The organism is Hyphomicrobium sp. (assembly GCF_035687085.1).
In the GTDB taxonomy this organism is placed as follows: domain Bacteria; phylum Pseudomonadota; class Alphaproteobacteria; order Rhizobiales; family Hyphomicrobiaceae; genus Hyphomicrobium_B.
In genome coordinates this window covers 238,805-259,578 of the sequence record NZ_DASRYS010000006.1, presented here as the reverse complement: position 1 = coordinate 259,578, position 20,774 = coordinate 238,805, and the positions used below count along the sequence as shown (strand labels likewise).

Genomic DNA, 20,774 nt, shown 5'->3' with positions numbered 1-20,774 from the left:
CGGCATGACGATACGTCAGCCGCCGATCATGTTGTGGACCGGCGCGCGCCGCAGCATAATAGGGGAAAATGGCCGCGTCCCAGACGGCCAATCGGAGGAGCGCTTTCAAATGTCGGACAAAGTGTACGCCGTCCCCCCGCAGTGGGCGGAGCGGGCTTATATCGACGCACAGTCCTATGACGAGATGTATGAGCGATCCGTTGCCGACCCGGAGGGTTTCTGGTCGGACGCAGGCAAGCGCATCGACTGGATCAAGCCCTATACGCGCGCAAAGAACACGAGCTTCGCGCCGACCAACGTCGACATTCGGTGGTACGAGGACGGCACGCTTAACGTCTCCGCCAACTGCATCGATCGCCATCTGAAAGAGCGCGGTGACAAAGTCGCGATCATCTGGGAAGGCGACGATCCGAGCGAGAGCGAACAGATCACCTATCGCCATCTTCACGAACGCGTGCAGCGCTTCGCCAATGTCTTGAAGAAGCACGGCGTCAAGAAAGGCGACCGCGTTACGATCTATCTGCCGATGATTCCAGAAGCCGCCTACGCGATGCTCGCCTGCACGCGCATCGGCGCCGTGCATTCGATCGTCTTCGGCGGCTTCTCCCCCGATAGTCTCCAGAACCGCATCGAAGACGCGGATTCAAAACTCATCATCACGGCCGATGAAGCGTTCCGCTCCGGCAAGACCGTGCCTCTGAAGAAGAACGCCGACGCCGCACTCGCAAAGTGCAAGGGCGATGAAAAGATGCTCGTCGTCCGGCGCTCAGGCAATGCCGTGCCGTGGACGAACGGCCGCGATTTCTGGCTGCACGAAGAGATGGAGACCGTTCCCGCCGAATGCGCACCGGTGGAGATGGGCGCAGAAGATCCGCTCTTCATTCTCTACACGTCGGGGTCGACCGGAAAGCCCAAGGGCGTCATGCACACGACGGGCGGATACCTCGTCTACGCATCGATGACCCACCAATACATTTTCGACTACCACGAAGACGATGTCTATTGGTGCACAGCGGACGTCGGCTGGGTCACGGGCCACACCTACATCGTCTACGGACCGCTCGCGAACGGTGCGACGACCCTGATGTTCGAAGGTGTGCCGACCTATCCCACCGCAGCCCGATTCTGGAACGTGGTCGATAAGTGGAAGGTCACCATCTTCTACACCGCCCCGACAGCCATCCGCGCGTTGATGGGTGCGGGCGATGCGCTCGTCAAATCGACGGACCGCTCGTCCTTGCGTCTTCTGGGTTCCGTCGGCGAGCCGATCAATCCCGAAGCCTGGGAATGGTATCATCACGTCGTCGGCGACGACCGCTGCCCCATCGTCGACACGTGGTGGCAGACGGAAACCGGCGGCATCCTCATCACGCCGCTTCCCGGCGCCACGGATTTGAAGCCGGGCTCCGCGACGAAGCCCTTCTTCGGCGTGCAACCGGCTCTCGTTGACGAGAAAGGCCAGATCCTCGAAGGCGAGGCGCAGGGCAACCTCGTTCTGCTCGACAGCTGGCCGGGGCAATCGCGCACCATCTACGGCGATCACGATCGCTTCGTGCAAACGTACTTCTCGGCTTATCCGGGAACGTACTTCACGGGCGACGGCTGCCGCCGCGACGCCGACGGCTATTACTGGATCACCGGACGCGTGGACGACGTCATCAACGTCTCCGGCCACCGCATGGGCACGGCCGAAGTCGAAAGCGCGCTCGTCTCCCATCCCAAAGTTGCAGAGGCGGCCGTCGTCGGCTACCCGCACGACATCAAGGGCCAGGGCATCTATTGCTACGTGACGCTTAACGTTGGCGAGAGCGGCGACGATACCCTGAGACGCGAACTCGTCGCCCACGTCCGCGCCGAAATCGGACCGATCGCTTCGCCCGATCTCATCCAGTTTTCGCCCGGCCTGCCCAAGACGCGCTCCGGTAAAATCATGCGGCGCATTTTGAGAAAGATCGCGGAGGATGATTTCGGAAGCTTGGGTGATACCTCCACGCTGTCCGATCCCGCCGTCGTCGATGATCTGATCAGCAACCGCCAGAACAAGCGCGTCTAGCGCCGCTCACGCCCAATACGAAGTCCAGCGGCGGCATCAGAAATCGGACGTGATGCCGCCCTTCTCCCAGTCGCCGAAGCGCGTGGGATCGGGTCCGTTCCGGCCACCAACCTCGCGCGGCGGCTTGGGCTCGGCAGCCTGCTTCTGCCGCCGCTCTTCCGCTTCCGCCAATGCGCGGCGAGCCTCAGGCGTCAGCACGCGTGGGGCGGGCCCCCCCGCCTCCGGCTCACCTGACCCGCTTTCGCCCCTCCGTTCCTCGGCTGACATGTCGTTAAAGTCCTTTCCGACGGGTTCCGCTGCCTTTTTCGGCGGATCGCCTTTATGGTGTTCTTTCGACACCATATATAGCGCCTGTAAGGTTGTAGACCAGCTTAGGACCCCACTGGCGAGTATGCTCAAATGCCTATGAACTATGCCAAGACCGCGATGCTGTTGGCATTGCTGACGGCGATCTTCGTCGCACTGGGTGCGGCCATCGGCGGCCAATCAGGTCTCGTCATTGCGTTCGTCATTGCCATGGTGATGAACGCGGTGAGCCTATGGAAATCCGATTCCATCGTTTTGCGCATGTTCAACGCTCACGAAGTCAGTGAAGCGACCGCGCCCGAACTCTATGGCATCGTGCGCGACCTGGCGCGCAACGCCGATCTGCCGATGCCGCGCGTCTACATCATGAATAGCCCGCAGCCGAACGCCTTCGCAACGGGCCGCAGCCCGTCGCACGCGGCGGTATGCGCTTCGACGGGCTTGCTTGAAGCGCTCAACCGTGAAGAGATCGCAGGCGTCATCGCGCACGAGCTTGCGCACATCAAAAATCGCGACACGCTGACGATGGCCGTCGCCGCGACGATCGGCGGAGCCGTCTCGATGGTCGCCCAATACATGCAGTTCGGCATGCTGTTCGGCGGCGGCCGCGGTAACGATCGCGGCGCGCTTGGCGCGATCGGCACGCTCGCCGCCATCATCATTGCGCCGATGGCCGCCGGTCTCGTGCAGATGGCGATCAGCCGCTCGCGCGAGTATCAAGCCGACCGTCTCGGCGCGATGATCTGTGGCCGGCCGCTTTGGCTCGCCTCCGCTCTGCGCCGGATCGATGGCGCGGCACGCCAAATTCCGAACGAAGAAGCCGAAGCGGTCCCGGCCGCAGCGCACATGTTCATCATCAATCCGCTGAACGGCCACGGCGTCGATAATCTTTTCTCAACCCATCCGAATGTCGTAAATCGCATCGCCGCGCTCGAAGCGCTGGCGCGCGAAATGGGCGCGACCGGCATCGATACCGGCGGCCGCCCGAGCAGCTCCGGCGAAGTCTGGATCGGTGGACAGAACTACACCAAACCACCGAACCCCTGGGGCTGATGTGCCAAACGATACGAGAAGAACAAGCCCGCGCTCCGCAGCAGCTGGAGCGCGTTTCAAACGCGACCCCAAGAAAAAGCCCGCAACCGCCCGCAAACCTTCGCCCGCCGGCGACGGCCTGAAAACGCGCGACGCCGCAGTCTCCGCGCTCTTTTCCGTGCTGATCGAGCGCCGGCCGTTCGATGACGCTTTTGCCAATGCTTCGGCAGCCCGCGATCTGGAGCCGCGTGACCGCGCTTTCGCCCGCCTGATCGCCACGACGGCGCTACGCAATCGCGGCGCGCTGCAGGCTGTGCTGAGCAGCTACATCGCCAAACCGCTGCCCGAAACGATCGGCCGCCTGAACGAAATTCTGCTCGCGGCCGCAGCCCAGCTGCTTCTCCTGCAAACGCCGCCGCACGCAGCCATCTCTTTGGCTGTCGACCAATGCCACGCCGACACCAACGGCAAGCGCTTCGCAAATCTGGTCAACGCCGTTCTGCGGCGCTTGAGCGAGAGCGGTCAGGGGCGCCTCGCTGATCTCGATAACGTTGCGCTGACCTTCCCAGACTGGCTGCTCGCGCGTTGGAGCGACGCCTACGGCCCTTCCGAGGCCCGCCAAATCGCGCGCGCATCGCTGGTCGAGCCCGCCCTCGATCTGACCGTCAAAGCCGATCCCGAATTGTGGGCCGAACGCATCGGCGCCGTCGTACTGCCGACAGGCTCGCTTCGCTGCGCCCAAGCGGGCCGCGTCGAAGAACTGCCGGGCTACAGCGCCGGCGCATGGTGGGTGCAAGACGCCGCCGCCGCGCTTCCCGTGCGGTTGATGGGCGACGTCGCTGGGCTCGACGTCCTCGATCTCTGCGCCGCGCCTGGCGGCAAGACAGCCCAACTCGCAGCCGCTGGCGCCAATGTCACCGCTGTCGACAAATCGGCCGGACGGCTGTCGCGCTTGAATGACAATCTCACGCGCCTTGGACTGTCGGCGAACACCGTCGTCTCCGACGCGCTGACGTTCACGTCCGAGCAGAAGTTTGACGCCATCCTTCTCGATAGCCCGTGCACATCGACGGGCACGATCCGCCGTCATCCCGATATCTTGTACCTGAAGCGTCCCGAAGACGTTGCCGCACTCGCCGCTCTGCAATTGAAGCTGCTCGACCGCGCGGCGGACCTTTTGAAGCCCGGCGGAACGCTCGTTTATTGCACCTGTTCGCTCGAGCCCGAGGAAGGTGAACGGCAGGTCGATGCTTTCCTCGCGCGCCATGCGGATTTCAGCCGCCAGCCAATCATGCTGGACGATGTCACGATCCCGCTCGCTTGGCGAACCCGCGACGGCGATCTGCGGACCCTGCCCTCGCACTTTGCGGATTTGCCGGAAGGCCTGCGCGGTCTTGATGGCTTTTACGCCGCAACCCTGGTGAAGTCGGCCGCTCGCTAACAGCCTGTGCGGGCCCGCGCCTTGTTTTGGCGCCGGTCCGGGGATACTCCAATCTTCGATCTGACGCATTTTTGCGGCGACGCAGGAGCAATTCCCCTTGAGCCTCAATGTCACGGAACGGCTGAAAATCCGCTCCCTTTCGGTTGAGCGCCTCCGCCGCCGCGCCGTCACGTTCACACTCTCATCGCCACTTCTGCGCTGGCGCTACGCGGGTCACGGCGCCGACCAGATTCTCATCGTGCCGCAGGAGCTGCGGGCCGCCGATCCGAGCTTTTGGACCGAAATCGCCCACGGCCACTTCGGCCTCGCGTCCGAGATCGCGGAATTGAAAGGCGCATCCGTCTTTCGCATCACGCCCCCAAGCCTCGCCTGGGAGCGCGAGCTTCACGGCTTTGGCTGGCTCCGGCATTTGGCGGCGACGGAAGAAGAAGAAGCCTTCACTGCCGCGCGCGAACTCGTGCTCGAATGGATCGCCTTGCGGCGCATGTCGCAGGGCGTCGCCTACGAGCCTGAGGTGATCGCCCGCCGGCTGATCTCGTGGATCTCGCAAGCCAACATGCTGCTCGAAGATCTCGACGTGCGCTCTTACACGCAGATCATGTCGAGCATCGGCCAGCAGATCGTGGCGCTCAGAACAACGTGGAGGAATGCGCCTGACGGCGTACCGCGCATGGTCTGTCTCATCGCGCTCGTCCTCACCGGACTTGCCGTGTCCGGACACGACCGGCAACTGAAAGAAGCCGAAACCGCACTCGTCGCCGAGCTGAAGCGCCAGATCCTCGAAGATGGCGGGCACGTCAGCCGCAGTGCCAGCGTCCTCTCCGATCTCATTCTCGACCTCTTGCCGCTCGGCCAGTGCTTCAACTCGCGCGCGCTGCCGCCACCCGCAGAAATCAATTCTGCAATCAAGAATTCTCTGAAGTTTTTGCGCTTCATGCGGCTGGGCGACGGCATGCTCGCGCGCTTCAACGGCGTCAGCGTCGGATCGCCGGCAGCGCTCGCCACTGTTCTTGCCTATTCGAGCGGCGAACTCGATCGCATGCCGGTTGCGCACGCTTCGGGCTACGCGCGGCTCGAACGCGGCAATACGATCATCGTCACCGATGTCGGCTCACCGCCGCCGCTTGAACTTTCGACGCAAGCGGAAGCCGGCGCCCTCTCCTTCGAGATGACGGCGCGCCATCATTTGATCTTCGCCAATGGCGGCTTCCCGGGGCCCGCCGATCACGGCTGGGATTCGGTCGCACGCGCCACTGCTAGTCACAACACGCTCTGCCTCGCTGAGACATCATCCTCGCGGCTCATCCGGCACGAGCAGCTGGAAACCATGGTAGACGGCCTGCCGATCCGCGGCCCGGACATCGTCGCCTTCGAATTCAACAACGGCGCACAAGAAGCTGTTTTGACGGCGAGTCACGACGGTTACGTCAAACGCTACGGGCTGATCCACTCGCGCCGCCTCTCGCTCTCCGCTGATGGCGATCGCTTGGAAGGCGCCGACACCCTCGAGCCGCCGAAAGGCACGCTGCGCCTGAAGCAGGACCTGCCCTACGCCATCCACTTCCACCTTCATCCCGACTGCGGCTGCAGGGCGGCCGGTCATGGGGCATGCCGCATCACGCTGCGCGACGGCGAAACGTGGCTGTTCACGGCTGCCGACGACACGGCTCAATTGTCGATCGAAGAAAGCCTGTTTTTCGTGGACAGCGCCGGACCGCGGCCAAGTCTGCAAATCGTGCTACGCGGCACGACCTTCGGCCAAACGGAGGTCCGCTGGTCTGTCCACGCGGAACGCGCGGAGGGCCACCAAACCTGACCGGCCAACGGCCCATGCGGCGCATTCGCGCGGCAGATCTTCGCGCGGGATAGCCACGCCAAACGGGCCGTGCTAACCGCCACTTTCGAACACACTGGGATGCACATGGCCGATCAACAGATACGCCGGGCCCTTCTGTCGGTTTCCGACAAAACCGGGCTCGTTTCCTTCGCCACCGCACTGAGCAATCGCGGCATCGAACTCGTTTCGACGGGCGGCACGGCAGCCGCGCTGAAGTCGGCAGGCCTGGCGGTCAAGGACGTGTCCGAGTTGACGGACTTCCCCGAAATGATGGACGGCCGCGTCAAGACCCTCCATCCCAAAGTGCACGGCGGCCTTCTCGCCATTCGCGGCAATGCCACCCACGACGAAGCCGCGCGCGAACACGCCATTCTGCCGATCGATCTCCTCGTCGTGAACCTCTACCCGTTCGAAGCCACGATCGCGAAGAACGCGCCCTACGACGACTGCGTCGAGAACATCGACGTCGGCGGCCCGGCGATGATCCGCGGCGCCGCGAAGAACCACGACAGCGTCACGGTCATCATCGAACCGTCCGATTACGATCGCGTGCTGGAAGAAATCGCAGCCAACAACGGCGCGACGACACTCGCGCTGCGCAAGGCACTCGCGGCCAAGGCTTTCGCACGCACGGCAGCTTACGACGCCGCGATCAGCAACTGGTTCGCGCGCGAGATCGGCACCGAGCTACCCGAATTCCGCGCCTTCGGCGGCAAGCTCGGCCAGGCGCTGCGCTATGGCGAGAACGCCCATCAGTCGGCAGCCCTCTATCTCTCCGCTGAGGGCCGCGTCGGCGTCGCCACGGCAGAACAGCTGCAGGGCAAGGAACTCTCCTACAACAACATCAACGACACCGACGCCGCCTTCGAACTCGTCTCGGAATTCGACGCCAAGGCGCCTGCCGTCGCCATCATCAAGCACGCCAATCCCTGCGGCGTCGCCACCGGATCCTCGCTTGCCGACGCTTACCGCAAGGCGCTCTCCTGCGATTCAACGAGCGCATTCGGCGGCATCATCGCGCTCAATCAGCCGATCGACGCCGATGCCGCGCGCGAGATCACGAAAATCTTCACCGAAGTCGTCATCGCGCCGGGCGCCTCCGATGAAGCCAAGGCCATTTTCGCAGCCAAGAAAAATCTTCGCCTGCTTTTAACGAGCGGCCTCGCCGACGTGCGCGCGGCAGGCCTCAATTTCAAATCCGTCGCCGGTGGTCTCCTCGTGCAGTCGCGCGATTCAACCAACGCTGACGACCTGGAACTGAAAGTCGTGACGAAGCGGGCGCCTACGGATGCCGAACTACGCGACCTGCGGTTCGCCTTCAAAGTTGCCAAGCACGTGAAGTCGAACGCCATCGTCTACGCCAAGAATGGCGCAACGGTCGGCGTCGGCGCCGGTCAGATGAGCCGCGTCGATTCTGCACGCATCGCCGCTTGGAAAGCCGCGGAAGCCGCCAAGGCCGAAGGCTTGAGCGAACCGCTGACCGTGGGCTCGGTCGTCGCTTCCGACGCGTTCTTCCCGTTCGCCGATGGTTTGATCACCGCCGCCGAGGCGGGCGTCACGGCCGTCATTCAGCCGGGCGGCTCGATGCGCGACGACGAAGTCATAAAGGCCGCCGACGAACGTGGGCTCGCGATGGTCTTCACCGGCGTTCGCCACTTCCGGCACTAGCGCGTCTCACGCATCCTGACGAACGGCATCATTGCGATGCCTGCCACAAGGAACGCCAGCACGGCAGCCATGCCGATGCGCTGGCTTCCCGTCGCCAGCGTGACCCAGGCAACGAGCAGCGGCGCGAGAAACGCCGTGACCTTTCCAGAGAACGCGAAGAGCCCGAAGAATTGCGTGATCTTCTCGGGCGGCGCGATGCGCGCGAGCAGCGACCGGCTCGCCGCTTGCACGGGCGCCGCAACGATGCCGACGATGATCGCGAAGACGAGGAACGCGTGCTCACCGGGCGAAGAGAACGGCGCCGATCCGGCAGCCTTCTCCGCTACCTCGACCGTGAAGAGGATGTGGTTCTTATCGATCGACAGAATGCCGATCGCGCCGATGATCAGCGCGAAAAGCGAGGCGATGATCACCGCCTTCGGCCCGGCATGGTCATCGAGCCAGCCGCCGATGAGCGCGCCGAACGCTCCGACCAACGTTAGGATGATGCCGAAAATCCCAAGTTCCAGCGCCCCCCAGCCGAAGACAGACGCACCGTAGATGCCGCCAAACGCGAAGATCGCGGTCAGTCCATCCGTGTAAATCATGCGCGCAACGAGAAAGATGAGAAGGCTCGGGTTCGCGGGCAGCGACTTGATCGTGTCCCACAGCTCCGCCATCGCACTTCGCTTCGGTTGTGCGCCCAGCGCACTGCGCCGGTCCGGCACGAACAGAAAAAACGGGATGATGAAAATCGCGAACCATATCGCCGCGAACGGCCCGGTGATGCGGTCGCTCTCACGCGAGAGACCATCCAGCGTCAACAGCGGCTCGAGCCCGAGCAGCGTGTTCGCGCTCCCGGGAACCGGCACCAGCAAACCTGCGACGATAGCCAAGCTGACGAGCCCGCCGAAATATCCGACCGCCCAGCCCGTGCCGGACAACCGGCCAAGCTCGCTGCGCGGCACCAAGCCCGTCATGATAGCATTGGCAAACACGCTCATCAGTTCAGCCGCGAGCGTCGCGACGACGAACCCTGCAAGCATGATCAGGATCGTCGTGAGATTGGCATCCGGGACGCCGAGCCACAGCACGCTGAGCCCGGCGAGAAAGACCAACGACAGCAGAGCCATCCAAGGCTTGCGCCGCCCGCGCCCATCGGCAGCCGCGCCGAGCAGCGGACTGAGTATGGCGATCAGCAATCCCGCAACCGCCGCGCCGTATCCCCACAGCGCCTGACCGCAGGCCGCCGGCGCGCTGCCCTCGGCAATCCACGACCCGCAAACCGAATTCTGCACGATGGCGTTCGCAAAGTACGGCCCAAACAGAAACGTCTGCACGAGCGTGTAGTGCGGCTGCGTCGCCCAATCATAGAGCATCCACGAGACGCGGGCCCGAAGCGGCGCGCGAACCTGGCCCCCGGCGGCGGCAGGAATGTGCTCACCGCTGCCGCCGATATCGAACGTCGCCATGTTTTTTCCCTCTAGTGATCCGCGGATCGTGAACGCAAGCAGCGTATCAGCTTCTCAAGACGATCAAGTGATCGGGAAGCTCATTGGGATCGCCACGCCCCGGCGGGAAGTGCGCCGCGAGCAACACGCCAATTTGTTGGATCGCGCGCTCGAACCCTTCGACCGCGCGTCCTGCCCCTATGTCTGCCGTCAGCTGATCCACGATCTTCTGCCACGTCCCCTTCGGCACCAGCGCATCGATCCCATGATCGGCGATGATCTCCACGCGCTTCTCGGCGAGCGACACGAAGATGAGGACGCCGGTCCGCCCCTCAGTCGTGTGCAGGTTGCGCGCCAGGAACTGCTCGCTCGCGCGCCGCCGCGTGTTCGCATTCAAAATCCCTTTCGGCACGAGCGATACGCGAACGCTTGGATGCCAGGCGATCGCGAGGAGGGCGAAAAAGGCGAGCAGCTGAAAGAGAAAGATCTGCTGCACCGGCATCCACGTGAAATGGATCAGGGGCCAGGGAACAATGAGCGCCAGCAGCGCCGCCCACATGAACGGAATATGCTGATACCGGCTGCTCTGATCGGCGAGAACGGCAACGATCTCTCCCGACGTATTGCGTTCCGCCTCGGCAATGGCCGTTGAAATGCGTTCTGCATCTCGGGCGCTGATTGAATTCATCGTGCGCAACCGCATTTTCGCATCCACTCGCTCATTGCTCACCAGCCACCCGAAGCGCCGCCGCCGCCGAAGTCTCCTCCGCCGCCGGACCAGCCGCCACCTCCTCCGCCACCACCGGACCAGCCGCCGCCCCAGCCGCCTGAGCCGCCCGGGATGACGATAATGCCACCCCGCCGCCGGGCACCGGGAATGCCCTGCTGCACAGCCTGAGCCTGCCGGTAATTCACCCAGATGATGAAGGCGACGATGGCCAGAAAAATGAGGAGATGAAGCATTGCCTCTGCATCGTCTTCCGGCGCTCGCGCACCCGCGGCACGCTGCTTCACTTCATCGGCATCGCCAAGCAAAACCGCTTTGATGTCGCGAATGCCGTCTTTTATTCCATCGGCGAAGTCACCTCTGCGGAACTTCGGAAGAATGGCGTTCTGAATGATCAAGGCCGACATCGTATCGGTCATGAAAGGCTCGAGCCGCCGCCCGACCTCGATGCGAACCTTCCGATCGTTGGGTGCGACGATGAGAAGGACCCCGTTGTCCTTGCCCTTCTGACCGATGCCCCATTTGCGCCCGAGGCCGACGCCGTAGTCCTCGATCGGATAACCCTGCAAGGATTTGACGGTGACGACCGCGAGCTGATCGGTGGACGTTTGCTCGAGATCTGCGAGCGCCTGCTCGATCTCCGCCTTGTCCTGCGGCGTCAGCAATCCGGCTTCATCCGTCACCCGCCCCGTGAGTTCGGGATAGACGGGTTGGGCGAAGGCCGGCGCGAACAATGCTGGGAGGATCGCCATGAGAAGCACGAGCACAGCGCGCACGGCCGAGCGGCGCTGGTTGCGCAGCGTCAAAAACCGAGTGGCGGACTGAGCGCCAGCCATCGCACGAGCTCCTGGCAAGTTTGCGGACGGCGTCGCGCTAGGGTTTGCTGAAATCGACCTTCGGCACCTTCTGCTCTTCCGGCGAGATGTCGAATGTCGCCATTTCCTTCGCGTTCGGATAGAGCGCGATCTTCCAGAGCCTGCCTGGGAAGGTCGAGATCTCGGTGTTGTATCGTCTCACCGCCTCGATGTAGTCGCGGCGCGCAATCGCGATACGGTTCTCGGTTCCGGCAAGCTCGCTCTGCAGCGCCAGGAAGTTCTGGCCCGACTTGATATCGGGATAGCGTTCGACGACGGCCATCAGCCGGCCGAGAGCGCCGCTGAGGTTCGCCTGCGCATCCTGAAACTTCTTCATGGCCTCCGGGTTCGTCAGGATGTCCGGCGGCAGCTGGATATTCGTCGTCTGCTCGCGCGCTTTCGTAACATCGATCAGAACGCTCTTCTCCTGATCCGCAAAGCCCTTCACTGAGGCGACGAGATTGGGAATGAGATCGGAGCGGCGCTTGTATTGGTTCTGCACCTCGCTCCAGGCAGCCTTCGCCTGCTGCTCTGCGGTCGGAATGGTGTTGACCCCGCATCCCGCCAACGAAAGGCCGCTGAGTATGATCGCCAGAAACGCGAGAGGACGACCGAGCAAAGTTCTACGGACTGCGACCATGATATGTGGACCCTATCGTTGAACCGATCAGACTGACGCTAATGGACGTTGTGGGACGGATTTTGCAAGCCGCATGTTAGGGCGCCGAGCCTGAACCGCGCATGTGTCTGCCTGGAGGCCGCCAGCCTCGGTTCCGGCCGAACGGCGAGTAAAAAATTCTGTCGGCAGCAAAGAACACGAAGTTCATTTTCAGCCAGCGCAATTGCTCCTGGCAGAGGCCAATTCTGCGCCAGACCGAATTACAATAATAGCTGAGCTGTATTTCCATAAATGCATGAAAACCGGCGCGGCGCTTCCAGGTTTATTCGCCAGGGCGATCGGACGGTCGCCCGCCGATGCAATGGAGCTCAAAATGGACGGATGGAAAAAAGCTTTTAGCGGCGCAGTGGCAGGTCTTGCATTAGTAGGCTTCTCCGCTGGCGCTGAGGCGCGACACGGTCACGGTGGCCATTTCCACGGCCACTTCCGACATGGCGGTTATGGACATTGGCATGGTCACCGCGGTTGGGGTGGCTGGGGCTGGGGCCCGGCGATCGGGTTCTACGCGCCCTACGGCTACGCCTACTACGATGACTATCCCTACGACGATTACTATTACTATCGCCGTTATCGCCGCTATTACTGACCGTGAGAATGCACCGGCCCCAATTGGGGCCGGATTGCTTTTCGGCTCTAGAGGCGCTGCGGCCGCTGAATAGTAATATCGAAGTGGAGGGGAATAGCCGCAGCCAATAACGGAATTGAGAAAATGAGAATGACCATGAGTCCGCAAGCTAAAGCGGCCTGAAGAAACTGCACGGAGCCTTTCAACACTGTTGCACCCTTTCGCAGACGAAGCGGATGCACCTTCCTCAAGCTCCGTGGCGCCAGAGAGTCTGACCAGCGGCAGCGCTGCGAATGAAATACGGCGCCACGCAGGCGCCGTACCAGAAAACGATCAGCGGCAATGACGGTGTCCGTGCCGCCACCAGCAATGACGGTGATGGCGCCAGTAGACGTTTTGGACTTCCGGCGACTGCTTGGAAATCAGCTTGAGTGACTGCACATCGCCGCCGACACTGGCGGCACTGGCAGAACCGGCTCCCAAAGCCACTACGGCAGCCGCGAAACAAACACCCATCATTGTCTTCATGAGGCTTCTCTCCTTGGTTGCGAGCGTCGTTTTGACGCCAAGTGAGAAGCTACCTATAGCGGCGGGTGCGCACCGGCTCTTCATACGGTTTTGTAAAGAGGGAACGTCCGGCTTTGAGGGATCGAAGCGTGCCGGAAAAACGGAAGCAGTTACATGCCCGCAGGCAACGCGACTTGCGAAGTTTCCATGACGATTTCAGGAGGTATTCTGAAATCTGAGGCCGACTGGAGCGGGCGAAGGGATTCGAACCCTCGACCCCGACCTTGGCAAGGTCGTGCTCTACCCCTGAGCTACACCCGCATGTCCAGCAGCATCAGCGCCTTGCGGCAACGGAAGACCCGCCTTATGGCGCAAGTGACATCCCAATGCAAGGCCTCTTCATATCGAATTTCGCACGAGGCATTGAGACAAAATGTAAGCCCTCGCCTACCCCCGCCAATCTCAGGACGACAACGCTCTTTCCAAGCCTTCGGTAGCGGATCGAGCGATAGCTGAATTGCTGGGGTTCGAAAGAAATCGATGCTCATGGGCAGCGATATCGCCGCACTCGCGCTCGGCGACGGCCTGACCGTTTGGATTACGACCTCAACCAAAACTTTCAGCGCATCGATCTCAAGAGATCCATCGCAGCATCGGCATCGACAAAGAGAGAGAGCTGTCGGCGAAGACGCCGAGCCGGCGTTTCTAAAACTCTAGAATGAGATTTGCGCACCGTGCGCTTTGGGCCACGCGCCGGCAAATACGTTTCGAAGTTTTACCTGCGCCAACAATTGACATTATGCTAGCTTCCTAACATGATTGTCAGGAGGCTAACAAGTTGAGCGGTTCGAAAAACGAAGTCGGAGCGTGGGCCAAGCGATGCTATTTCGCCGGCCGCGCCGCCATGGAGGTGCTTCTGCGCCCGTACGATCTCGGAGCCACCCAATGGTACGTGCTGCACCAACTGGCCAATGACGGGCCGACGATGCAGCGCGACCTGTTGCGGATGCTGCAGATCGAACGCGCGACGCTGAGCGTCGTGGTCGGCACGCTGGCTCGCAAAGGGCTTATCGAGCAGGTGCCCGATCGCACCGATCAGCGCCAGAAGCTCCTGCGGATGACGCCGGCGGGGACGAAACTCTGGGACGAACTGCCCGACTTGGCCCTCATCCACAAGGTCGCGTTCGATGGCATCGACGCTGCCGATATCGCAATCGCCGTCCGCGTCCTCCGGACCGCAACCGAACGCCTCGACAATCTTTTGCGAAAGGAAACTCTGCCATGACGATCCTGGTAACGGGTGCGACTGGGCTTGTAGGAGCGCGGCTTCTGCCGCGCCTTGTCGAGGCAGGAGTAGACTGCCGCGCGCTCATGCGTGGCGGGAAAGAGGCGCCTGCCGGAGTGGCGGCCGCGAAGGGTGACCTCTCTGATCCAGCGTCGCTCGCAGAGGCGGTGGAGGGCGTCTCCGCGATTATTCATCTCGCCGCAGTTTTCCGCACGCACGACACCGATCTCATTTGGAAGAGCAATCTCGAAGGTACGCGTAACCTCATCGCCGCGGCGCGGGCCCACGCGCCCCAAGCGCGCTTCATCATGGCGAGTACGACCAATATTTATAACGCCAACAGCCCGCGCCCCGGACGCGAGGATGATGCCGCTGATCCGCAACAGGCTTATCCGGCCAGCAAGCTCGCAGCCGAGAAAGAGCTGCGCGACAGCGGGCTGAACTGGTCGATTCAAAGGTTCGGCTTCGTCTACGGCGACCAGGATGGTCATCTGGAGGCGGTGCCCAAGTATGCAGTCAGTGCCAAATGGCATCCCGCTCAAAGGATGAGCATGATCCATCATCGCGACATCGCCACTGCCATGCAGCTTGCGCTGACCGGCGCGATGGACGGGCGCGTCGTCAATATCGTCGATGAGGCGCCAACCTCGATCTATGAACTCGTCGAGTTGGTCGGCGAGACGCTGGACGGATCCAGCGAGCCGCTAACGAACCCGTGGCACCTCCATGTCGATGGCACGCTTGCTCGCACCCTCGGCTTTCAGCCGATTGTGCGGACCGTCCATCAGGCGGTACATGAGAAGCTGATGTAACGCAGCTCCGGCACCGGCGAGGCCGCTTCGGAGGATGCGAGAACACCCCCGGCCTGATCGATAAATTTTGCAGAGCGCCCCCGGTAATGCCCCACACACGAGAGCAACTGTTCCAGGTTCTGGACCAACTCGGAATCAAGACCAGGACCGTCGAGCATCCCCCGGCTTTCACCGTCGCCGACACGAGTTCGATAGACATCGATTTGCCGGGCGCGCACACCAAGAACCTCTTTCTGAAGGACGACAAGGGCGCGCTTTTCCTCGTCATCGCCAATGCGGAGACGCGGGTGGACTTGAAAGCGCTCTCAAAGAGACTCCCCGCCGGCCGCTTTTCCTTCGGCAAACCCGAATTGCTGTTGGAAGTGCTCGGCGTAACCCCTGGCGCCGTGACCGCGTTTGCTGCAATGAACGACACGGCAAAGCGCGTGGAGATCGTCTTCGATCAGGCGTTGATGACGGAAGAGAGCGTCAACTGTCATCCGCTCGAAAACACGGCAACCACGAACATTGCACGCGAAGACCTTTTGCGGTTCATTTGTGAAACCGGCCATGAACCCCATGTCATGGTATTGACCGCATCTTGAAGGTCTGAGCGGCGGCGAGGAGATTTGGGTCAATGACTTTCGGTGATAACGGTTTTCCCGGCGCGCCAGGCGCCGCGGACATCATTAAGGACGCCTCGACCGCGTCTTTCGCGGCAGATGTGCTCGAGGCCTCGAAGGCCGTTCCAGTCATTGTCGACTTTTGGGCGCCATGGTGCGGCCCCTGCAAGCAGCTGACCCCGGCGCTTGAGAAGGTCGTGCGCAGCTATGGCGGCAAGGTTCGCCTCGTCAAGATCAACGTCGATGAGAACCAGGCGATCGCCGCGCAGCTTCGCATTCAGTCGATCCCGACCATTTATGCCTTCCGTGACGGCCGGCCCGTCGATGGTTTCGCCGGGGCCCAGCCGGAAAGCGCCATCAAGGCCTTTGTCGACCGGCTCGTCGCCGACGATGCCGAACTCGGCATAACCGAGGTCCTGAAGGCTGGCGAAGAGATGCTCGAGCAGGGCGACCTTCAAGGCGCAGCCGAGGCTTTTGCCTCCGTCCTCCAGGAGGACCGCACCAACGCCGAAGCCTTGGCCGGTCTCGCCACCTGCTACATGCAGAGCGGCGACGTCGAGCGGGCCAAGCAAACGCTAGCCCTCGTTCCGCCGGACAAGCGGGAACTGGCGGTCGTCAAAGGCATTGAAGCCGCGATAGTACTTGCCGAAAAGGGCGCCGACGCATCGGACCTCTCCGAGCTGACGGCGCGCGTCAGCGAAAATCCGGCGGACCATCAAGCCCGGCTCGACCTCGCGGTGGCGCTTGCCGCCAGGGGCGATCGGGACGAGGCCCTTGCACTTCTCCTCGATCTCGTCAGGATGGACCGGAGTTGGAACGATGAAGCCGCTCGCAAGCAGCTTCTGCAGTTCTTCGACGCCTGGGGCCCCAAGGACCCGTTAGTCGCGGAAGGCCGGCGTAAGCTCGCATCGATCCTGTTCAGTTAGGGTTTCAGCCACAAGCGGAGACTAGCGAATTTGACGCTCACGGAACGCTACCGGCGTCCAGCCGACCTGCCACCGAGGATCCCGGTCTTTCCGCTTCGTGGCGCAATTCTGCTGCCGCGGGCGACACTGCCGCTGAACATTTTCGAGCCGCGCTATCTTGAGATGCTGGACGACGTGATGTCGGGCGGCCGGATTATCGGCATCGTTCAGCCCATCGTCTCTGGCGACGACGATCAGGAGAGCCCCATCGATAAGTCGGCAGGATTGCGCTCGGTCGGATGCGCCGGCCGGGTGACCTCCTACCAGGAACTCGATGACGGGCGCCTCATCATCACGCTGACGGGCATCACGCGCTTCGAAAGCGTGGGCGAAGCCGAGACCGATAAACCCTATCGCATCATGAGCGTCAGCTACGACCGGTTTGCGAGCGATTTGACGGAGGGCCTTGGCGAAGAGTTGGTCGACCGCCAGAACCTCTTGCGCGTGCTGAAGACGTATCTCGAGGCCAATCGCTTGAAGACCGACTGGGCGACGATCCAGCGCGCTTCCAACGAGTTCTTGATCAATGCGCTCTCCGTCATGTGCCCGTATGGACCGGAAGAGAAGCAAGCCCTCCTCGAAGCCAAGGATTTGCGCCAGCGTGCCGAAGTGCTCGTCGCTCTTGCAGAGATCGACTTGGCCTCGAATGGCAGCAGCGGCACGACGCTGCAATAATTGACCGGTACCGCCAATGAGCGACAGTGAAGACTCAGCAGACGACACAACGAACGCGGTCGACCCGAAACTTCTGGAGCTGCTCGTCTGCCCGCTGACGAAGACGCGCTTGGTGTACGATGCAAAGCACCGTGAGCTGATCAGCAAGGCCGCGGGCCTTGCATTTCCGATACGAAGTGGCGTGCCGCTGATGATCGAAGAAGCAGCACGTAGGCTGAACGACGACGATTTGCGGCGGCTTTGAGGCAGCTGCGTGGCGGCCATCGGACATGAATGATAATTTAGTCCGCAACACGTAGCTTAACCACGTCTCTTTAGATTCCGTAAATTGACGGCAGCTGAGTGTCGCCCCCGCATTCAGGGGCAAAAGCGTTGCTGCAAAAACCGATGTACGCGCGGCCCGCTGAAGCGGGCAAGGCCGCAGAGCCGTCATCCAGCCGGAAGCGGCAGGCGGTGAGAGTCTCGCGCATCTCTGCCGTGATCGCGTTTCTCATCGGTCTTCCACTGCTCGCCGGCGGGATCGCATCAAGCGGCCCGGAACTCGACGTTGCACTCTCAGCAGCATTCCTGGGAACCGCGCTGCTCGCAGCAAGCACCATGTCCATCATACTCCTGTCTCACGGCTGGACCTGGATCTTCGCCCGCGCCGCCCGCCTGCGTAGACACATCAAGTTGCGCAGGCTGGAAGAAATGAAGGACGCGCAGTGGACGCAGACGGACAGCGCGGTTGGCTACCGCCGCTTCCTGGATGCGCAGACCGACTTGATCGTCCGCTATTCTCTTGATGGCCGCTTGCGGTTCGCCAATCGCGCCTTCCTCAAGGCTTTCGGCGTGACCGCCGAAAAAATCGTTGGATCCGGTTACCGTCCCACCGTCATCAAGGCGGTGCCTGCCGCTGGATCACCGGCATCCGCCCGGCGCACACTCGAACTCCTGCGCACACGCCAAGGCAATCGTTGGATCGCCTGGGACGCCAGCGAGGTTATCGGCGAAACCGGCGAAATCGAAATTCAAAGCGTGGGCCGTGACATCACGGCTGACCGTGACATCCGGGAAAAGCTCAAAGCGGCGCGCGACCGCGCCGAGGCGAGCAACGAAGAAAAATCGCGCTTTCTCGCGGCGATGAGCCAAGAAATCAGAACGCCTGCAATGGGCATCATCGGCATGATGGCACGTATGCGCGACAGGCGGCTCGACGACGAGCAGGCAAAGCAGGCGCTGATCGTCGAAGAAACGGCTCAAGCGCTCCTGGTCTTCCTCGATGACATTCAGGATTTATCCGACATCGATGCCGGAAAGGTGGACCTGACAACCGGCGTCTTCTCGCTTGCCGATTGCATCGAGCAAGCAATCGAATTCACGATGGTCGAAGCTTCTGCCAAGCAGGTCGCGCTCACTTGCACGCTCGCAGAAGCGGTGCCCGAATGGGTGCGCGGCGACGAGATGCGGGTTCGCCAGATTGTCCTCAATCTGCTGTCCCAGGCCATGAAAGCCACTCAGTCCAGCAGCGTCGAAGTGCGGATCGCGTTGGACAAGGCCAAACCCTCCTTCTCGAACGCGATCCGTATCTCAATCGAAGTTGCAGGATCTGCAGCACACCTGCCGGCTGCTCCATCATGCGGACCTGTGCGACCGCGCGATCCAGCAGCCCCAACGCGCTCCGAAACGCCAACCCTCGGCATGGAAATTTCAAAACGCCTCGCCCAAGCGATGTCCGGCAGTATCGTCGCCAGCGGCGGCCGCGGCCAAGGCGCGCACATCACGGCCGTCCTCGAACTGCAAAGGGCAGACCCTCCGCGAGGAGCGGCTGAAACCAGCGAAGCCTCGCCTGCCCTCAAGCATCCCGTCACCGTTCTCGTCGCCGAAGACGATCGCATCAACGCGCTGCTCGCCTGCAAAGTCATCGAGCGTGCCGGAGGGCGTGCGACGGTGGTTGAAGACGGGCGCTGCGCGATCAAGGCGATATGGGAGACGCTGGAGGGCAAACGCCCGGCATTCGATCTCATTTTGATGGATCTCCTGATGCCGGGGCTGGATGGCTTGACCGCCACCAAATCCATCAAGGCTCTGTTTGAACAGCGAAAGCCCGCGGCCCCCTGCTGTCCCCCGATCATCGCCCTGACCGCGAATGCTTTCCCGGAGGACCGGGACCGCTGCCAAGCCGCCGGAATGGACGATTATCTTGCGAAACCATTTGACGCCGGCGATCTCCACGACATGCTGGTCAAGTGGACGGCACAGGGCCTCGCCCAAGCAACGCCTGCTGCCTAACGCGCAGCAAACGAATCTAAAAAGTGTCACGGAATCGTGCTAGCCGCATCTCGGGAATTGACCAGGGAAGCACTCTATGTGGCAGTCGATTGCAGAGCGGGGCAGATGGCGCTCTGGTGCGCCGAAGAAGATTCCAGCCGGGCTTTCCGCGCTAAATGCTTTTCAGGTGCCCGCGCACCGCTTCAGCGCTTTGCCTCGCGACATCGAACCCAAGATTTACGGCCGCGTCGGCAATCTCGAAGTGCGCCTCGCCCGCACGTGGGCTGAGATCAAGCTCGCGCAGCGCCTTCGCTATCAGGTTTTCTACGAGGAAATGTCGGCCGTGCCGACACGCCTCGCGCAATTCCGCCGCCGCGACGAGGATGCCTATGACGCGCTGTGCGATCACCTTCTCGTCGTCGATCTCGATCAGACAACGCCAGGCCGCGCCGGCCGGCCCGAGAAGCCGAAGGTCGTGGGCACCTACCGGATCCTTCGACAGGACGTGGCCGAGCGCGGCCCGGGATTTTATTCGGCGAGCGAATACGACGTCGCTCAACTCATCCGCCGCAAAGCCGCGACCCACCGTTTCATGGAGCTCGGACGCTCCTGCGTTCTGGCACCCTATCGCAGCAAGAGGTCGCTCGAATTACTGTGGCACGGCCTTTGGACCTACGTCCGCGAAAACCGCATCGACGTCATGATCGGCTGCGCCAGCTTCCAGGGCCTCGATCTTGACGAGCATGCAATGGCGCTGAGCTATCTGCACCATCGCGCGCTCGCACCTGACGAATGGCGCTGCCGCGCGCGCGACCGGCTCTATGTACCGATGGATCGCGTGCCGCTCTCGCAAATTGATCAGAAGGCCGCACTGAAGGCGATGCCGCCGCTCATCAAAGCTTACCTACGGCTCGGCGCCTGCTTCGGCGACGGCGCCGTTCTCGATCACCAATTCGGCACGACCGATGTTCTCGTCATCATGCCGGTGGCCAAAATCGACCCCCGCTATTTCGAGCACTACGGCGCGCCGGAAGAAACCAAGAGCCGCATCGCCGTCGACGCTTGAGACGAACCGCGCCTCCCGGC

At 62.1% G+C, this 20,774-nt stretch carries 20 protein-coding genes and 1 tRNA gene; 14 read left to right on the top strand and 7 right to left on the bottom strand.

Annotation, left to right across the window (positions count from 1 at the left end):
• Positions 1 to 109: 109 nt before the first annotated feature.
• Positions 110 to 2,053 (top strand): acetate--CoA ligase, encoded by a 1,944-nt coding sequence (acs, locus tag VFG26_RS06445; protein WP_325023418.1) that lies wholly within the window; start codon positions 110 to 112, stop codon positions 2,051 to 2,053.
• Positions 2,054 to 2,089: 36 nt separating this feature from the next.
• Here the strand turns inward: acs and VFG26_RS06440 are convergent, their stop codons facing one another.
• On the bottom strand, positions 2,090 to 2,320 hold the full coding sequence (locus tag VFG26_RS06440; RefSeq protein ID WP_325023416.1) for a DUF1674 domain-containing protein: 231 nt from the start codon (positions 2,318 to 2,320) through the stop codon (positions 2,090 to 2,092).
• A gap of 138 nt (positions 2,321 to 2,458) precedes the next feature.
• On the opposite strand from VFG26_RS06440, the gene htpX reads away from it, so the two are divergent.
• The 4 genes from htpX (at position 2,459) to purH (ending at position 8,337) form a co-directional block, all read left to right on the top strand.
• Positions 2,459 to 3,412: a zinc metalloprotease HtpX gene (htpX, locus tag VFG26_RS06435; protein ID WP_325023494.1), complete on the top strand. Its 954-nt coding sequence runs from the start codon at positions 2,459 to 2,461 to the stop codon at positions 3,410 to 3,412.
• A 1-nt stretch (position 3,413) separates the two neighbouring features.
• Positions 3,414 to 4,832, top strand: a complete 1,419-nt coding sequence (locus VFG26_RS06430; RefSeq protein WP_325023414.1) for an RsmB/NOP family class I SAM-dependent RNA methyltransferase — start codon at positions 3,414 to 3,416, stop codon at positions 4,830 to 4,832.
• 97 nt (positions 4,833 to 4,929) lie between these two features.
• Positions 4,930 to 6,648: a heparinase II/III family protein gene (locus tag VFG26_RS06425; protein WP_325023412.1), complete on the top strand. Its 1,719-nt coding sequence runs from the start codon at positions 4,930 to 4,932 to the stop codon at positions 6,646 to 6,648.
• 105 nt (positions 6,649 to 6,753) lie between these two features.
• The gene (gene purH, locus VFG26_RS06420; protein WP_325023411.1) at positions 6,754 to 8,337 is read left to right on the top strand and encodes a bifunctional phosphoribosylaminoimidazolecarboxamide formyltransferase/IMP cyclohydrolase; all 1,584 of its coding nucleotides are present in this window, start codon (positions 6,754 to 6,756) and stop codon (positions 8,335 to 8,337) included.
• Here purH and VFG26_RS06415 read toward each other — a convergent pair.
• From VFG26_RS06415 to VFG26_RS06400, 4 genes are read right to left on the bottom strand one after another with little or no spacing between them, the layout of a single operon-like run.
• Positions 8,334 to 9,788 (bottom strand): MFS transporter, encoded by a 1,455-nt coding sequence (locus tag VFG26_RS06415; RefSeq protein WP_325023410.1) that lies wholly within the window; start codon positions 9,786 to 9,788, stop codon positions 8,334 to 8,336. The two genes, purH and VFG26_RS06415, sit on opposite strands and share 4 nt — an antisense overlap.
• A gap of 46 nt (positions 9,789 to 9,834) precedes the next feature.
• Positions 9,835 to 10,470, bottom strand: coding sequence for a TPM domain-containing protein (locus tag VFG26_RS06410; protein WP_325023409.1), 636 nt, complete (start codon positions 10,468 to 10,470; stop codon positions 9,835 to 9,837).
• Between the two features lie 23 nt (positions 10,471 to 10,493).
• Positions 10,494 to 11,330: a TPM domain-containing protein gene (locus VFG26_RS06405; protein ID WP_325023407.1), complete on the bottom strand. Its 837-nt coding sequence runs from the start codon at positions 11,328 to 11,330 to the stop codon at positions 10,494 to 10,496.
• A 37-nt stretch (positions 11,331 to 11,367) separates the two neighbouring features.
• Positions 11,368 to 11,988, bottom strand: coding sequence for a LemA family protein (locus VFG26_RS06400; protein ID WP_325023405.1), 621 nt, complete (start codon positions 11,986 to 11,988; stop codon positions 11,368 to 11,370).
• Positions 11,989 to 12,340: 352 nt separating this feature from the next.
• On the opposite strand from VFG26_RS06400, the gene VFG26_RS06395 reads away from it, so the two are divergent.
• The gene (locus VFG26_RS06395) at positions 12,341 to 12,613 is read left to right on the top strand and encodes a hypothetical protein (protein ID WP_325023402.1); all 273 of its coding nucleotides are present in this window, start codon (positions 12,341 to 12,343) and stop codon (positions 12,611 to 12,613) included.
• Positions 12,614 to 12,925: 312 nt separating this feature from the next.
• On the opposite strand, the gene VFG26_RS06390 is transcribed toward VFG26_RS06395, so the two are convergent.
• Both VFG26_RS06390 and VFG26_RS06385 read right to left on the bottom strand, forming a co-directional pair.
• Positions 12,926 to 13,120 (bottom strand): hypothetical protein, encoded by a 195-nt coding sequence (locus VFG26_RS06390; RefSeq protein ID WP_325023400.1) that lies wholly within the window; start codon positions 13,118 to 13,120, stop codon positions 12,926 to 12,928.
• Between the two features lie 225 nt (positions 13,121 to 13,345).
• A tRNA-Gly gene (locus tag VFG26_RS06385) sits at positions 13,346 to 13,420 on the bottom strand.
• Positions 13,421 to 13,937: 517 nt separating this feature from the next.
• Between VFG26_RS06385 and VFG26_RS06380 the strand changes: the two genes are divergently transcribed.
• The 8 genes from VFG26_RS06380 to VFG26_RS06345 all read left to right on the top strand — a co-directional run bounded on the left by VFG26_RS06380 (position 13,938) and on the right by VFG26_RS06345 (position 20,754).
• The gene (locus tag VFG26_RS06380) at positions 13,938 to 14,384 is read left to right on the top strand and encodes a MarR family transcriptional regulator (protein ID WP_325023398.1); all 447 of its coding nucleotides are present in this window, start codon (positions 13,938 to 13,940) and stop codon (positions 14,382 to 14,384) included.
• The gene (locus VFG26_RS06375; RefSeq protein ID WP_325023396.1) at positions 14,381 to 15,196 is read left to right on the top strand and encodes an NAD(P)-dependent oxidoreductase; all 816 of its coding nucleotides are present in this window, start codon (positions 14,381 to 14,383) and stop codon (positions 15,194 to 15,196) included. Before VFG26_RS06380 ends, VFG26_RS06375 begins: the two co-directional genes overlap by 4 nt.
• An 86-nt stretch (positions 15,197 to 15,282) precedes the next feature.
• On the top strand, positions 15,283 to 15,780 hold the full coding sequence (locus VFG26_RS06370) for a prolyl-tRNA synthetase associated domain-containing protein (RefSeq protein WP_325023394.1): 498 nt from the start codon (positions 15,283 to 15,285) through the stop codon (positions 15,778 to 15,780).
• 32 nt (positions 15,781 to 15,812) lie between these two features.
• Entirely contained in the window at positions 15,813 to 16,724 is a 912-nt protein-coding gene (gene trxA / locus VFG26_RS06365; RefSeq protein ID WP_325023392.1) for a thioredoxin, read from the top strand.
• 30 nt (positions 16,725 to 16,754) lie between these two features.
• The gene (locus VFG26_RS06360) at positions 16,755 to 17,438 is read left to right on the top strand and encodes an LON peptidase substrate-binding domain-containing protein (protein ID WP_325023390.1); all 684 of its coding nucleotides are present in this window, start codon (positions 16,755 to 16,757) and stop codon (positions 17,436 to 17,438) included.
• A 16-nt stretch (positions 17,439 to 17,454) separates the two neighbouring features.
• The gene (locus tag VFG26_RS06355; protein ID WP_325023388.1) at positions 17,455 to 17,682 is read left to right on the top strand and encodes a Trm112 family protein; all 228 of its coding nucleotides are present in this window, start codon (positions 17,455 to 17,457) and stop codon (positions 17,680 to 17,682) included.
• A 128-nt stretch (positions 17,683 to 17,810) separates the two neighbouring features.
• On the top strand, positions 17,811 to 19,709 hold the full coding sequence (locus tag VFG26_RS06350; RefSeq protein ID WP_325023386.1) for a response regulator: 1,899 nt from the start codon (positions 17,811 to 17,813) through the stop codon (positions 19,707 to 19,709).
• A gap of 76 nt (positions 19,710 to 19,785) precedes the next feature.
• Positions 19,786 to 20,754, top strand: a complete 969-nt coding sequence (locus VFG26_RS06345) for a GNAT family N-acetyltransferase (RefSeq protein ID WP_325023384.1) — start codon at positions 19,786 to 19,788, stop codon at positions 20,752 to 20,754.
• Positions 20,755 to 20,774 lie beyond the last annotated feature (20 nt).

What these genes read in the sequence shown, in the direction of transcription:
- VFG26_RS06400 (WP_325023405.1), bottom strand. Translation starts at nt 11,988, where the DNA reads ATGGTCGCAGTCCGTAGAACTTTGCTCGGTCGTCCTCTCGCGTTTCTG.
- VFG26_RS06390 (WP_325023400.1), bottom strand. Translation starts at nt 13,120, where the DNA reads ATGAAGACAATGATGGGTGTTTGTTTCGCGGCTGCCGTAGTGGCTTTG.
- VFG26_RS06355 (WP_325023388.1), top strand. Translation starts at nt 17,455, where the DNA reads ATGAGCGACAGTGAAGACTCAGCAGACGACACAACGAACGCGGTCGAC.
- htpX (WP_325023494.1), top strand. Translation starts at nt 2,459, where the DNA reads ATGAACTATGCCAAGACCGCGATGCTGTTGGCATTGCTGACGGCGATC.
- VFG26_RS06440 (WP_325023416.1), bottom strand. Translation starts at nt 2,320, where the DNA reads ATGTCAGCCGAGGAACGGAGGGGCGAAAGCGGGTCAGGTGAGCCGGAG.
- purH (WP_325023411.1), top strand. Translation starts at nt 6,754, where the DNA reads ATGGCCGATCAACAGATACGCCGGGCCCTTCTGTCGGTTTCCGACAAA.
- VFG26_RS06370 (WP_325023394.1), top strand. Translation starts at nt 15,283, where the DNA reads ATGCCCCACACACGAGAGCAACTGTTCCAGGTTCTGGACCAACTCGGA.
- acs (WP_325023418.1), top strand. Translation starts at nt 110, where the DNA reads ATGTCGGACAAAGTGTACGCCGTCCCCCCGCAGTGGGCGGAGCGGGCT.
- trxA (WP_325023392.1), top strand. Translation starts at nt 15,813, where the DNA reads ATGACTTTCGGTGATAACGGTTTTCCCGGCGCGCCAGGCGCCGCGGAC.
- VFG26_RS06405 (WP_325023407.1), bottom strand. Translation starts at nt 11,330, where the DNA reads ATGGCTGGCGCTCAGTCCGCCACTCGGTTTTTGACGCTGCGCAACCAG.
- VFG26_RS06410 (WP_325023409.1), bottom strand. Translation starts at nt 10,470, where the DNA reads ATGCGGTTGCGCACGATGAATTCAATCAGCGCCCGAGATGCAGAACGC.
- VFG26_RS06345 (WP_325023384.1), top strand. Translation starts at nt 19,786, where the DNA reads ATGTGGCAGTCGATTGCAGAGCGGGGCAGATGGCGCTCTGGTGCGCCG.
- VFG26_RS06395 (WP_325023402.1), top strand. Translation starts at nt 12,341, where the DNA reads ATGGACGGATGGAAAAAAGCTTTTAGCGGCGCAGTGGCAGGTCTTGCA.
- VFG26_RS06375 (WP_325023396.1), top strand. Translation starts at nt 14,381, where the DNA reads ATGACGATCCTGGTAACGGGTGCGACTGGGCTTGTAGGAGCGCGGCTT.
- VFG26_RS06415 (WP_325023410.1), bottom strand. Translation starts at nt 9,788, where the DNA reads ATGGCGACGTTCGATATCGGCGGCAGCGGTGAGCACATTCCTGCCGCC.